Origin of the sequence: Solimonas marina, assembly GCF_012241385.1 — a bacterium.
Lineage (GTDB): Bacteria > Pseudomonadota > Gammaproteobacteria > Nevskiales > Nevskiaceae > Solimonas > Solimonas marina.
In genome coordinates, this window is sequence record NZ_JAAVXB010000002.1 from 213,791 (window position 1) to 227,777 (window position 13,987).

Annotated in this window: 10 protein-coding genes and 1 CRISPR repeat array; of the genes, 8 read left to right on the plus strand and 2 right to left on the minus strand. The window is 64.2% G+C overall.

All coding sequences use genetic code 11. From position 1 onward, the window contains the following. Positions 1-2: 2 nt before the first annotated feature. Complete coding sequence (cas2, locus tag G7Y82_RS04120; RefSeq protein WP_168146757.1) at positions 3-293, plus strand: CRISPR-associated endonuclease Cas2; 291 nt, start codon at positions 3-5, stop codon at positions 291-293. Between the two features lie 182 nt (positions 294-475). Further along, positions 476-4,699: a CRISPR direct-repeat array (repeat unit 32 nt; unit sequence GTCGCGCCCATCACGGGCGCGTGGATCGAAAC). A gap of 86 nt (positions 4,700-4,785) precedes the next feature. Here the strand turns inward: cas2 and G7Y82_RS04125 are convergent. Then, complete coding sequence (locus tag G7Y82_RS04125; protein ID WP_240954074.1) at positions 4,786-6,054, minus strand: MFS transporter; 1,269 nt, start codon at positions 6,052-6,054, stop codon at positions 4,786-4,788. Between the two features lie 266 nt (positions 6,055-6,320). Here G7Y82_RS04125 and cyoA point away from each other — a divergent pair, with 266 nt between their 5' ends. The 7 genes from cyoA to G7Y82_RS04160 are packed head-to-tail and all read left to right on the plus strand — an operon-like array spanning position 6,321 to position 13,130. Beyond that, positions 6,321-7,376: a ubiquinol oxidase subunit II gene (gene cyoA / locus G7Y82_RS04130; RefSeq protein WP_168146759.1), complete on the plus strand. Its 1,056-nt coding sequence runs from the start codon at positions 6,321-6,323 to the stop codon at positions 7,374-7,376. A 39-nt stretch (positions 7,377-7,415) separates the two neighbouring features. Next, a complete protein-coding gene (cyoB, locus tag G7Y82_RS04135) occupies positions 7,416-9,416 on the plus strand; it encodes a cytochrome o ubiquinol oxidase subunit I (protein ID WP_168146760.1) in 2,001 nt (666 codons plus the stop codon). Positions 9,417-9,420: 4 nt separating this feature from the next. Beyond that, positions 9,421-10,041, plus strand: coding sequence for a cytochrome o ubiquinol oxidase subunit III (gene cyoC, locus G7Y82_RS04140; protein ID WP_168146761.1), 621 nt, complete (start codon positions 9,421-9,423; stop codon positions 10,039-10,041). Continuing rightward, on the plus strand, positions 10,038-10,457 hold the full coding sequence (gene cyoD / locus G7Y82_RS04145; RefSeq protein ID WP_168146762.1) for a cytochrome o ubiquinol oxidase subunit IV: 420 nt from the start codon (positions 10,038-10,040) through the stop codon (positions 10,455-10,457). Before cyoC ends, cyoD begins: the two co-directional genes overlap by 4 nt. Before the next feature lie 29 nt (positions 10,458-10,486). Next, on the plus strand, positions 10,487-11,245 hold the full coding sequence (locus tag G7Y82_RS04150) for an SURF1 family protein (protein WP_168146763.1): 759 nt from the start codon (positions 10,487-10,489) through the stop codon (positions 11,243-11,245). A gap of 33 nt (positions 11,246-11,278) precedes the next feature. Beyond that, the gene (locus G7Y82_RS04155) at positions 11,279-12,604 is read left to right on the plus strand and encodes an ATP-binding protein (RefSeq protein ID WP_240954076.1); all 1,326 of its coding nucleotides are present in this window, start codon (positions 11,279-11,281) and stop codon (positions 12,602-12,604) included. Next, positions 12,588-13,130, plus strand: coding sequence for a response regulator transcription factor (locus G7Y82_RS04160; RefSeq protein ID WP_168146765.1), 543 nt, complete (start codon positions 12,588-12,590; stop codon positions 13,128-13,130). The genes G7Y82_RS04155 and G7Y82_RS04160 overlap by 17 nt, the downstream gene beginning before the upstream one ends. Before the next feature lie 204 nt (positions 13,131-13,334). Here G7Y82_RS04160 and G7Y82_RS04165 read toward each other — a convergent pair whose 3' ends face one another. Further along, positions 13,335-13,829, minus strand: coding sequence for an REP-associated tyrosine transposase (locus tag G7Y82_RS04165; protein ID WP_206370309.1), 495 nt, complete (start codon positions 13,827-13,829; stop codon positions 13,335-13,337). Positions 13,830-13,987 lie beyond the last annotated feature (158 nt).

Consider the following 13,987-nt stretch of genomic DNA (forward strand, 5'->3'; position numbering starts at 1 on the left):
CGATGATGGTTTTAGTCAGTTATGACGTGACTACGGTCGATACTGCGGGTAAGCGCCGGTTGCGTCGCGTCGCTAGGGCGTGCCAGGACTATGGTCAGCGGGTGCAATTTTCTGTTTTTGAGATCGAAGTCGAGCCTGCGCAGTGGACCGCTCTCAAGCAAAGACTCGTCGACACGATCGACCCGGATGCCGACAGCCTGCGCTTCTATTACCTCGGCGCCAATTGGGAGCGTCGCATCGAACACGTTGGCGCCAAACCGGCGACTGATTTCAACGGGCCCCTGATTTTCTGAACGGTCGCGCGAACCCCAAGCGGCCGGTATTTCTCCGAGCGGTTCGCAGTTCTTTAACAAATTGAAAACACGAGTTATCGGCGCTGCGCGAGGAAAGCGTCGCGCCGAATTTTGCACGCGGGTGTGAGGTTCGCGTAGCGGAGGTGTTGTCGCTTGCCTGTTCAATGAGTTAAACACACGGAGTCGCGCCCATCACGGGCGCGTGGATCGAAACCTGGACACGCTGAGCTGCGCGCTGCTCGACGAGCGTCGCGCCCATCACGGGCGCGTGGATCGAAACTGTTCGCTCCAGGCGGACCAGTCATCGGCGGTCGGGTCGCGCCCATCACGGGCGCGTGGATCGAAACGGGCAGATGGGTGAGGCGGGCACCGAGGAATGTTAGTCGCGCCCATCACGGGCGCGTGGATCGAAACCCCTTGATGTAGAACAGCAGCGCCATTCCGGCAAGTCGCGCCCATCACGGGCGCGTGGATCGAAACGCGGCCACCGCATCGCGGTCGACAGCCGGACGCGGGTCGCGCCCATCACGGGCGCGTGGATCGAAACCGGCTCGGCATCGAGCGGCGGCGGGTCAACGGTGTCGCGCCCATCACGGGCGCGTGGATCGAAACCTTGTGGGTTCGTTCCAGCAGGGTGCGCAGGGCTGTCGCGCCCATCACGGGCGCGTGGATCGAAACACCAACAACGCCGATGTCGTCTCGGAAGGGCCGGTGTCGCGCCCATCACGGGCGCGTGGATCGAAACGACACCGTGCTTGATCGTCCCCGCCTTCAAGCCATGTCGCGCCCATCACGGGCGCGTGGATCGAAACAATCAGCTCGATCTCATCAGCAGCATGCAACGCGCGTCGCGCCCATCACGGGCGCGTGGATCGAAACCTCAGTTGTGCCGCTCGCGGTTTGGTAGCCGCCGGTCGCGCCCATCACGGGCGCGTGGATCGAAACAGTCTGTCTGGCCTTCATTCCTGTTCTCCATCGGCGTCGCGCCCATCACGGGCGCGTGGATCGAAACAGATCCGCGAATTCACCGGGCCGGTGATGCTCGGTCGCGCCCATCACGGGCGCGTGGATCGAAACACCGCACCACGCGTCGACGTGGTCGTCGTGTATTGTCGCGCCCATCACGGGCGCGTGGATCGAAACGGTCACCTTGGCGATGGTGAAGGCGTCGGCGTGGTCGCGCCCATCACGGGCGCGTGGATCGAAACATGTTCGATACCTCTTTGATTGTTGGCGGGACTCGTCGCGCCCATCACGGGCGCGTGGATCGAAACTCGGCGCAGTCGCGCAGGTATTGCTGAAACTTCTGGTCGCGCCCATCACGGGCGCGTGGATCGAAACGGGATCTCGGACAACTCCAGCGCCGACGGCCACAGTCGCGCCCATCACGGGCGCGTGGATCGAAACAACCCGCACGACCCGGAACATATCGAATATGCGAGTCGCGCCCATCACGGGCGCGTGGATCGAAACTGACCACCGGCATTCCGATGGTCAAGCGCCTTCGTCGCGCCCATCACGGGCGCGTGGATCGAAACTTCTGCAGGCCGCGGAAGTCGATCGCCTTGGCGGTCGCGCCCATCACGGGCGCGTGGATCGAAACATCCCGGATTTCCTCACGCACCCGCGCTACGGCTGGTCGCGCCCATCACGGGCGCGTGGATCGAAACTGCGCGACCCGGTAGAACTGGAACCGCGCCTGATAGTCGCGCCCATCACGGGCGCGTGGATCGAAACAGGTCAGTGCATCAGGTGTTGCAGGTGCGGCGGGAGTCGCGCCCATCACGGGCGCGTGGATCGAAACGCAATCGCGTCGTCGTCGGTCACCAGCAAGGGCTTGTCGCGCCCATCACGGGCGCGTGGATCGAAACCGACACCGCCGCGCCGCTGCGGATCATGAGATAGAAAGGTCGCGCCCATCACGGGCGCGTGGATCGAAACGGGATCTTGATGTACGTGCTCTTGCCGTTCTTCTGGGTCGCGCCCATCACGGGCGCGTGGATCGAAACTGGATCACATCGGCAACCGTCTGGCCGATTGCGGGGTCGCGCCCATCACGGGCGCGTGGATCGAAACACGATCGTAACGCCGCCTGGCGGGTTGCTGATGTGTCGCGCCCATCACGGGCGCGTGGATCGAAACACCTGGTGCACCAGCCAGGTCATCGTGGTGGTCTGTCGCGCCCATCACGGGCGCGTGGATCGAAACTTGCAAAGGGAGACGCGGACCAGGCGCGTGATGCGGTCGCGCCCATCACGGGCGCGTGGATCGAAACAATCCCATCGGCACCAGGATGCTGATCGCATCGACCGTCGCGCCCATCACGGGCGCGTGGATCGAAACATACCCTTCTCCCGTGGATGGCGACGCGGCCGACGTCGCGCCCATCACGGGCGCGTGGATCGAAACGGCCGGGATGACGACCCCGGACACTTCGCCGAATGTCGCGCCCATCACGGGCGCGTGGATCGAAACCGGCTCAGCGGACAGCAGAACTCATCGCCGCCGTGTCGCGCCCATCACGGGCGCGTGGATCGAAACTCGCTGTCGCATGCGTTGCTGAAGCACGACCACGGTCGCGCCCATCACGGGCGCGTGGATCGAAACTCCTTGGCCGCAACGCGGCTTAGCTCTGAGTTAGGTCGCGCCCATCACGGGCGCGTGGATCGAAACCTGACGTCGACATCGGAACCGGAACCGGACGGCGGTGTCGCGCCCATCACGGGCGCGTGGATCGAAACCGCATAACCGCCTTTGATGCCGCGCACCAATGCGTCGCGCCCATCACGGGCGCGTGGATCGAAACTGGCGGCGCGGCAAGGAGGTCTGTCTCGAAGAGGGTCGCGCCCATCACGGGCGCGTGGATCGAAACTCGGCCGGCAAGCTCGACATCACGGTCGAGGATCGTCGCGCCCATCACGGGCGCGTGGATCGAAACAAGCCTCGTTTTTGTGTTAGCGGCTGGGGTTTTCTGTCGCGCCCATCACGGGCGCGTGGATCGAAACCGCATCGGCAGGTCACTGTCGCCCCAACGATAAGCGTCGCGCCCATCACGGGCGCGTGGATCGAAACTGTGCGAGCGACGCAGGTAAATTCGATCGTTGGGGTCGCGCCCATCACGGGCGCGTGGATCGAAACCCGCGCACGCCGAAAACACCATTCGTGGCGCCACGTCGCGCCCATCACGGGCGCGTGGATCGAAACGGTCGCGTTGGCCGCGGTGATGCGCTGCATGGTCAGTCGCGCCCATCACGGGCGCGTGGATCGAAACTGGATACCGGCCCCGGCCCGCGAGGGTGTTAAAGGTCGCGCCCATCACGGGCGCGTGGATCGAAACACGCCGAATCTGTCGCGCAGATCGTCATGCATGAGTCGCGCCCATCACGGGCGCGTGGATCGAAACTGCTGTTGCAGATATGGCGTATCGCCGCCCTTTGTGTCGCGCCCATCACGGGCGCGTGGATCGAAACAAGGACATCACCGGTATCGCGATGGCCATCGTCGGGTCGCGCCCATCACGGGCGCGTGGATCGAAACATGCGCAGGGGTACTGAGATGGAAAGCCCGCGCATGTCGCGCCCATCACGGGCGCGTGGATCGAAACTTCGTCATAACGTACTTCCTCAGGTTGGTGCCGGTCGCGCCCATCACGGGCGCGTGGATCGAAACAACTGCCGCGACAGCGTGATCAGTTCCAGAACGAGTCGCGCCCATCACGGGCGCGTGGATCGAAACACAGCCGGTTGACGTCCTCAGCGGCGCCGATCTGGAGTCGCGCCCATCACGGGCGCGTGGATCGAAACTTTTCGCGTGATCGCCATCTTTGCAATTATTTCGGTCGCGCCCATCACGGGCGCGTGGATCGAAACCTTGATTCCGAGCGCTTCCTTGAGCACGTCCTGCGTGTCGCGCCCATCACGGGCGCGTGGATCGAAACCAAACCATCCACACAAACTACGGTCTCGCCGCGATGGTCGCGCCCATCACGGGCGCGTGGATCGAAACTTGCCGGTGTACTGCAAGATCGGCGTCGATCCAGCGGTCGCGCCCATCACGGGCGCGTGGATCGAAACTCGGCAGTCATTGATCAGCCTCCAAAAGTCGAATGTCGCGCCCATCACGGGCGCGTGGATCGAAACGAGCCGGGCCTGGCGCAGCGCTACGCCCGCGCCCGTCGCGCCCATCACGGGCGCGTGGATCGAAACTTGCGAAGGGTGACATGGACAACTCGGGCACATTCGTCGCGCCCATCACGGGCGCGTGGATCGAAACTCATCGAGAACGGCCTGATGCCCGTCGATCAGCGCGTCGCGCCCATCACGGGCGCGTGGATCGAAACCGTCCGGTGGACCTCACCAAGCCCCTTCAGACCGTGTCGCGCCCATCACGGGCGCGTGGACCGAAATTCGGTCTGCTTGAGGGAACGGCCGGCTGCTGTCCGCATATAAAAAGGGCGCCCGAAGGCGCCCTCTGTACTCTAAGAGCGGAAGAACTATTCGTCCTTCATCTCCAAACTGCGGTTCACGCGCAGGACTAGCAGGGTGACGACCGCGCCGGACAGCAGGTAGAGGCCGACGTAGCCGATGCCGAGGTGGGCGGTGATCAGCAGGGCGATCAGCGGGGCGAAGGCCGCGCCGAGTAGCCAGGCGAAGTCCGAGGTCAGCACGGCGGCGCTGTAGCGGAAGCGCCGTTCGAAGCTGGAGTTGATGGCGCCGGAGGCCTGGGCGTGGGTGAAGCCGAGCAGGGCGAAGCCGGCCAGGATGAAGATGTAGGCGCCGGCGCGGGTGCCGGTCAGGAACAGTGGCAGCATGCCGCAGATCGAGAAGATGGCGATCAGGGCGGCGCCGATGCCCAGCGTGGTGCGGCGGCCGAGCCGGTCGGCGCAGATGCCGGAGATCATCATGGTGACGATGGCGATCGCGGCGCCGGCGCACTGCACGAGCAGGAATTCGACGACCGACTCGTGCGAGAACAGCGTCACCCACGACAGCGGGAACACGGTGACGAGGTGGAACAGTGCGAAGCAGGCCAGCGGCGCCAGGGCACCGAGGGCGATGCGCCGCCACTGCAGCTTGAACATCTCCCCCAGCGGCGCCGGCATCAGCTGGCGGGTGCGCAGCAGGTGCGTGAACTCTGGGGTTTCGACCAGGCGCAGGCGCGCGAACAGGGCGACGACGTTGATCGAGAACGCCACGTAGAACGGATAGCGCCAGCCCCAGTCGAGGAAGTCGGCACTGGACAGGCTGGCGACCAGCATGACGAACAGGCCGGCGGCGATCAGAAAGCCGATCGGGGCACCGAGCTGCGGGATCATGGCGAACCAGCCGCGGCGGTTTTCCGGGGCGTTGAGGGCCAGCAGCGAGGGCAGGCCGTCCCAGCTGGCGCCGAGCGCGACGCCTTGCGCGGCACGGAACAGTCCGAGCAGGACGATGGCGGCGGTGCCGATCGAGGTGTAGCCGGGCAGGAAGGCCATGCCGGCGGTGGCGGTGCCGAGCATGAACAGGGCGAAGGTCAGCTTGGTGCCGCGACCGTACCAGTCGTGCAGGACGCGGCCAAACAGGGCGCCTAGCGGCCGGGTGATGAACGCCAGCGAGAACAGGGAAAACGAGTAGAGCGTGCCGGTGTAGGCGTCGACGAACGGGAAGAAAACCTGCGGGAAAACCAGCACCGCGGCGATGCCGAATACAAAAAAGTCAAAGAATTCAGATACTCGCCCGATGATGACGCCGATGGCGATCTCACCGGGGCGGACTTGCTCCATGACGTGTGCCTCGGGGTGCCCGGCTGGACCGACGGCCGGAGCGGTTGCTGCTGGCGATACAGGCATGTAGTTCTCTCCTTATTCGAATGATCGTCACTAAGAAGCCTGATCCGCCGCCGGCGCGCGGCCGGAGACGGCACCGCAAAACCATTTGACGCTGGTGAGCACTGTACTCCCGCTGGCGCAATTGGACAAAACGTCCAATCGAGCTGAACTCCAAACCGGTTTACCATATTGGCCCCCAAGAACCATCTCCTCGATTAACCATGCCCAGCAGACTCCTGCGAGGATTGCTCCTGAGCCCCGTTGTCATGCTCATGGCCGGGTGCAACGCCGTGCTGCTGAAGCCGTCCGGCGACCTGGCGGTTCAGCAGCGCGACCTCCTCATCATTTGCACGATCCTGATGCTGCTGGTGGTCGTGCCGGTCATCGTCATGTCGCTGTGGTTTGCATGGCGGTATCGATCGTCGAACGCCAAGGCGGACTACGATCCGGACTGGCATCACTCGACGTTGATCGAGCTGATCGTCTGGTCGGCGCCGCTGCTGATCATCATCGTGCTCGGTGCGCTGACCTGGATCAGCACGCACAAGCTTGATCCGTATCGGCCGATCGAGCGCATTTCCGCCGACAAGCCGCTGCCGCCGGGCGCCAAGACGCTGGAAGTGGAGGTCGTGGCGCTGAACTGGAAGTGGCTGTTCATCTATCCGCAGTACGGCATCGCCACGGTCAATGAGCTGGCGGCACCGGTCGACATGCCGATCAAGTTCATGATCACCGGCGCCGAGTCGACGGGCATGAACTCGTTCTTCGTGCCGTCGCTGGCCGGTCAGATTTACGCGATGTCGGGCATGCAGACGCTGTTGCACGCGGTGATCAACAAGCCGGGCGTCTACGACGGCTTCTCGGCGAACTACAGCGGTGCGGGCTTTGCGGGCATGACCTTCAAGTTCCACGGCATGAGCGCTGACGACTTCACGCAGTGGGTGAACAAGGTCAAGGCCAGCCCGGACGCGATGCAGGACGCCGAATACGTGCAGCTCGAAAAGCCGAGCATGCAGAATAAGGTGCAGTACTTCGCCAGCGTTGATCCGCAGCTGTATCACAAGATCCTGACGCTCTGCGTGCAGCCGGACGCGCCGGCCTGCAACAGCCTGAAGCCGCCGAAGGCTGAAGGTGAAGAGGGGCACGAAGGCGGTGAGGCCGCAGCCGAGCCGGCCATGCACCACGAGCAGACGATGGCTGGCATGGCAGCGCCCATGCCCGACGAAGCGGCGCAGCCGTCTTCGTCCGATGACGCCTCGGCGTCGCCTCAACACTAAGGCACCGACCGCGTCGTGCCAGTATTTCGGGATTAACCGATGCAAGAAAAATCCGATCTCATGCGTTTCATCTTCGGGCGGCTCAGTCTTGAGTCGATTCCGTACCACGAGCCGATCCTGGTCTGGACGTTCGTGGCGGTGGCCCTGATCGGTGGTGCGCTGTTCGCGGCCATCACCTACTACCGCAAGTGGGGCTACCTCTGGACCGAGTGGTTCACCAGCATCGATCACAAGAAGATCGGCATCATGTACATGGTGCTGGGTATCGTCATGCTGCTGCGCGGGTTCTCCGACGCGGTGATGATGCGTATCCAGCAGGCCATCGCCTTCAACGGTGACATGGGCTATCTGCCGCCGCATCACTACGACCAGATCTTCACGGCGCATGGCGTGATCATGATCTTCTTCGTGGCGATGCCGTTCGTCGTGGGTCTGATGAACGTCGCGGTGCCGCTGCAGATTGGTGCGCGCGACGTCGCGTTCCCGTTCCTCAACAACTTCAGCTTCTGGATGACCACCGTCGGCGCGGTGCTGGTCATGCTGTCGCTGTTCATCGGTGAGTTCGCGCGCACCGGCTGGCTGGCCTATCCACCGGTATCGGAACTCATATTAAGTCCCGACGTCGGTGTCGATTACTACATCTGGTCGCTGCAGATCGCCGGTGTCGGCACCTTGCTGTCCGGCGTCAACTTCCTGGTCACCATCGTCAAGATGCGTGCGCCGGGCATGACGCTGATGAAGATGCCGGTGTTCACGTGGACGGCGCTGTGCACCAACGTGCTGATCGTTGCCGCGTTCCCGGTGCTGACCGGCGTGCTCGCGCTGCTGTCGCTGGACCGCTACGTCGGCACGCACTTCTTCACGAACGACATGGGCGGCAACGCCATGATGTACGTGAACCTGATCTGGATCTGGGGTCACCCCGAGGTCTACATCCTGATCCTGCCGATGTTCGGCGTGTTCTCGGAAGTGGTTGCCACGTTCTCGGGCAAGCGCCTGTTCGGCTACACGTCGATGGTCTACGCCACGGTCGTCATCACGATCCTGTCGTACATCGTTTGGCTGCATCACTTCTTCACGATGGGTTCCGGTGCGAGTGTGAACTCGTTCTTCGGCATCACCACGATGATCATCTCCATTCCCACGGGCGTGAAGATGTTCAACTGGCTGTTCACGATGTACCGCGGCCGCATCCGCTTCGAACTGCCGATGATGTGGGCGGTGGCGTTCATGGTCACCTTCACCGTCGGCGGCATGACGGGCGTGATGCTGGCGATTCCGCCGGCCGACTTCTCGCTGCACAACTCGCTGTTCCTGATCGCGCACTTCCATAACGTGATCATCGGCGGCGTGGTGTTCGGCGCGTTCGCGGCGATCAGCTACTGGTTCCCGAAGTCGATGGGCTTCAAGCTCGATCCGTTCTGGGGCAAGTGCTCGTTCTGGTTCTGGGTGATCGGTTACTGGTTCGCGTTCACGCCGCTGTATGTGCTGGGCTTGATGGGTGTGACCCGCCGTCTGAACCACTTCGACGATCCGTCGCTGCAGATCTGGTTCCAGATCGCTGCGTTCGGTGCGTTCCTGATCTTCCTCGGCATCATGTGCTTCCTGGTGCAGATCTACGTCAGCTTCCGTGACCGCGAGCGTCTGCGCGACACGACGGGCGACCCGTGGGATGGTCGTACGCTGGAGTGGTCGACCGCCTCGCCGTCGCCGGTCTACAACTTCGCGTTCACGCCGTACATCAGCGAGATCGATGCCTGGACCGACATGAAGCGTCGCGGCTACCAGCGCCCGGACAGCGGCTTCGTGCCGATCCACATGCCGAAGAACACGGCGACCGGCTTCGTGCTGGCGGCTCTGGCTGGTGTCTGCGGCTTCGCGCTGATCTGGCACATCTGGTGGCTGGCCGCGCTGTCGTTCGTCGGCCTGATCGGCTCGGCGATCTTCCATACGTTCAACTACGATCGTGACTACTACATTCCGGCCGACGAGGTCGAGAAGACGGAAGCCGAACGTACCCGACTGCTTGCGCAGGCCTGATCCTATGTCGACACATCACGCTCCAACGCTCGACCCGTCCGGTTTCTATGTGACCGGCGAGCATCACACTGAAAACGGCACGCTGCTCGGCTTCTGGCTGTACCTGATGAGCGACTGCCTCATCTTCGCGGTGCTGTTCGCGACCTACGGCGTGCTCAATGGCAGCTACGCTGGTGGTCCGGACCAGAAGATGCTGTTCGACCTGCCGCTGATCGCGGTCAACACCGCGGCGCTGCTGCTGTCGTCGATCACCTACGGCTTTGCGATGCTCGAAGCGCATCGCGGCCGCAAGGGCGCGGTCATCGCCTGGTTGGTCATCACCGCGCTGTTCGGTGCCACCTTCGTCGGCATCGAGCTGACCGAGTTCCACCACATGATCGGCGAGGGTGCCGGCCCGTGGCGCAGCGCGTTCCTGTCGTCGTTCTTCGCGCTGGTCGCGACGCACGGCCTGCACGTTTCGTTCGGCATCCTGTGGATGATCGTGCTGATGGTGCAGACCTCGAAGAGCGGTCTCACCGAGCAGATGACGCGCCGCCTGAGCTGCCTGTCGCTGTTCTGGCACTTCCTCGACATCATCTGGATCGGCGTCTTCACCTTCGTCTATCTGATGGGAGTTCTGAAATGAGCACGGCCCACCACGAAACCGAACTCGAACCGCACGTTCACAGCCACGACCATGGCCACGGCCATGGCGGTGAGGCGCACGGCTCGCTCAAGGGCTACATGATCGGCTTTGTGCTGTCGATCATCCTGACCGCGATCCCGTTCTGGATCGTCATGGGCGGCGTGATGACGTCGAACCAGACGGCCGCCGTCGTGGTGCTGGCGTTCGCGCTGGTGCAGATCGTCGTGCACGTCATCTACTTCCTGCACATGAACAGCTCGTCGGAAGGCGGCTGGAACATGCTGGCGATGATCTTCACGGCGGTGCTGGTGCTGATCACCATCGTCGGCTCGTTCTGGGTCATGTACCACATGAACCACCTGATGATGCCGCAGATGCACGAGATGTCGGCGTCCGACGCGCACGACATGCCCTGAGGGGCAGCGCGCGCGACGTCAGATTTTCGATGTCTGCAGACCGGCCGCGATCGACCGCCAGCCTTTACGGGCTCGCCGTCATCGCGGTCTTTCTGTTTGGCGGTTTCGTCTGGCTCGGCACCTGGCAGGTTCACCGGCTGCACTGGAAGCTGGATCTGATCTCCCGGGTCGATCACCGCCTGGCGGCCAAGCCGGTACCGGCGCCGGCACGTGACGGCTGGGCGAAGGTCAACGAGCGTGACGACAACTACCTCAAGGTCTTTGTCGATGGCGTCTTTCTGCACGGGCGGGAAACCTTCGTACAGGCGGTGACCGATCGTGGCCCGGGCTTCTGGGTGATGACGCCGCTCAAGCAGGCCGACGGCTCTATCGTGCTGGTCAATCGCGGCTTCGTCGACACCGAACATCGCGATCCGCTGATGCGCTTGCCGGCGCATCCGGATGCGCCGGTGCACATCGTCGGCCTGCTGCGCATGACCGAGCCCAAGGGCGGCTTCCTGCGCCACAACAAGCCCGATGAAGACCGCTGGTATTCGCGCGATGTGGCGGCCATCGCCCAGGCGCGCGGGCTGCAGGCGGCCGACGTAGCGCCGTATTTCATCGATGCCGACGCCACGCCCAACCCCAGCGGCTGGCCGGTCGGCGGCCTGACCGTCGTCAAGTTTCATAACAGCCATCTGGTCTACGCCATCACCTGGTACGGCCTGGCGCTGATGACGCTGATCTGGGCCTACATCCTGGCGCGCGGCGAATGGCGCCGCCGCAGCGGGGCCGCCGGTCCCGCATAGACTTCCGCGGCGAAGGCGTCCAGCATGCGCGCCATGCAGACCCGCCGATACCCCTTCGGCCGATCGTTGATCGCCGCCCGCGGCGAGACCGTCGGCCAGCAGAACATGCTGCAGCTCATCGAGCTGCGCTGGATCGCCGTCGTCAGCCAGGTGCTGACGATCACCTTCGTCACCCTGGTCTTCCACGTCGAACTGCCGCTGCTCGCGATGTCGTCCATCGTGGTGGGGCTGATCGTGCTGAATCTGTTCAGCCTCTACCGGCCGCGGCGCGCGTCGGAGATCAGCAATGGCACCTTGTTCGCCGGGCTGCTGCTGGATGTCGCAGCGCTCACGGCGCTGCTGTATCTGAGCGGCGGTGCGACCAATCCGTTCGTGTTCCTCTACCTGCTGCAGGTGACGCTGGCGGCGATGCTGCTCGACGCCTGGACGACGTGGACGCTGGTCATCATCACCGCGGTGTGCTTCGCCGTGCTGACCCGCTATCACCTGCCGCTGCAGATGCCGGGCGGCGACACCGGGCAGCTGTTCCTGCTGCACATCATCGGCATGCTGATCTGCTTCGTCATCGACGTCGGCCTGCTGGTGGTGTTCATGACGCGTATCAATCGCAACCTGCGCGCGCGTGACACGCGTCTCGCCGATCTGCGCCAGCGCGCGGCGGAGGAGGACCACATCGTGCGCATGGGCTTGCTCGCGTCCGGCGCCGCGCACGAGCTGGGCACGCCGCTGGCCACGCTGTCGGTGATCCTCGGCGACTGGCATCGCATGCCGGCCTTTCAGCGCGATCCGGAAATCCTCGCCGAGATCGAGGACATGCAGGCCGAGGTCCGGCGCTGCAAGACCATCGTCACCGGCATCCTGCTGTCGGCCGGCGAGGCGCGCGGCGAATCGCCGATGGTGACGACCCTGAGCGGTTTCATGGACGATCTGGTCGAGGACTGGCGGCGCACGCGGCCGGTCCAGCGTTTCGATTACGACAACACCATGGAGGACGATCCGACCATCGTCTCCGACTCGGCACTCAAGCAGATCATCTGCAATGTGCTCGATAATGCGCTCGACGCGTCGCCGGCCTGGGTCGGCTTCACGGTGTCGTCGATCGACGGCATGCTGGCGTTGTCGGTCCGTGATCGCGGGCCTGGCTTTGCGCCGGAGATGCTGGCGCAGTTCGGCAAGCCGTATCAGTCGACCAAGGGCCGCCCCGGCGGCGGCCTGGGCCTGTTTCTGGTCGTCAACGTCGTGCGCAAGTTCGGCGGGCGTGTGACGGTCGAGAATCGGCCCGACGGCGGCGCCTGCGTGACGATGCGCCTGCCATTGGCGACGCTGATGATCGAGGAAAACGATGAACCCGCCACGTGAACGCTCGTTGCTGATCGTCGAGGACGATGCCGCTTTCGCGCGCACGCTGAAGCGCTCGTTCGAGCGGCGCGACTGGCGCGTGCAGTTGGCAGCCGATGCCGACGAGGTGGCGCCGCTGATCGCCGAGGCGACGCCGGGTCACGCAGTCGTCGATCTCAAGCTCGGCGCCGCGTCCGGACTGACGGTCGTACAGGCGCTGCACGCGCATGATCCGAACATGTTGATCGTGGTTTTGACCGGCTTTGCGAGCATCGCCACCGCCGTCGAGGCCATCAAGCTCGGCGCCTGCAACTACCTCGTCAAACCGTCGAACACCGACGATATCGAAACGGCCTTTCTGCAGCCCAGCGGCGGCGACGTCGACGTGCCGGTTGCCGCACGGCCGACATCGATCAAGACCCTGGAGTGGGAGCGCATCCACGAGATGCTGGCCGAAACCGGCTTCAACGTCTCGGAAACCGCGCGCCGTCTCGGCATGCACCGCCGCACTCTGGCGCGCAAGCTCGGCAAGCGCGGCGTCCCGTAGCCTGGGTCGCGGCTTGCGCTGCTCCTACAACGCTCCCCAGGTGTTTTGCGAATTCCCCGAACCGTTCATGCCGAGTGCCGCGCGTAGCGTGGTGTATCGAAGCACGCGCAAGGTCCGGATCTGCAGCCGCCGCGACGACACAGTTGCTCCTACAAAAGCCCCATACGCCTTTGTAGAAGCGGCGCAAGCCGCGACCCGCGGCGTTCAGAAGTCCCAATCCCACGCCGCATTCCAGTACGGGTAATTCGCCAACGATCGGCACAGCCCGGCGCGAAGCGGGTTGTCGGCGATGTAACGTGCGACCTGTTCGACGTTTTCCTCCCGTCGCAGGGCGTGATCATGAAACCCACGCTGCCAGACCCCCCGGGCCTCCACCTTGCGCCGTCGATTGACGTCCCGCGCGCTCAGCGCCTTGAAGCGTCCGACGAGCTGTGACAGCGACGCCGCACGGCCGAGCTGCAGCAGCCAGTGCAGATGATCCGGCATCACGACGCAGCACAGCCCGACCGCATCATCGAGCAACGCGCGGTCGTGCAGGCGGCGCATCACGACGCCGGCGAGGCCTGAGTCGGTAAACAGCGGTGCGCGGCCGTCGGTGACGATCGTGACATGGTAGATCTGGCCGGGCATCGAGACGCGACCGCGTCGCAGCGCACGCTGCCCGGGCCGATATGTGGGCTTGTCATCCATGCCCGACATGGTCAGCGATCGAGGCAGGGCTTTTATTGCGCGATGTCACATTCGCGGCCGGGACCGGCGGCGTAAGCCTGAAGCGTAGGTCGCGGCTTGCGCTGCTCCTACAGGACGGGCGTGCGGGGCTTTGTAGGAGCGGCGCGAGCCGCGACACCCAGGCCCGG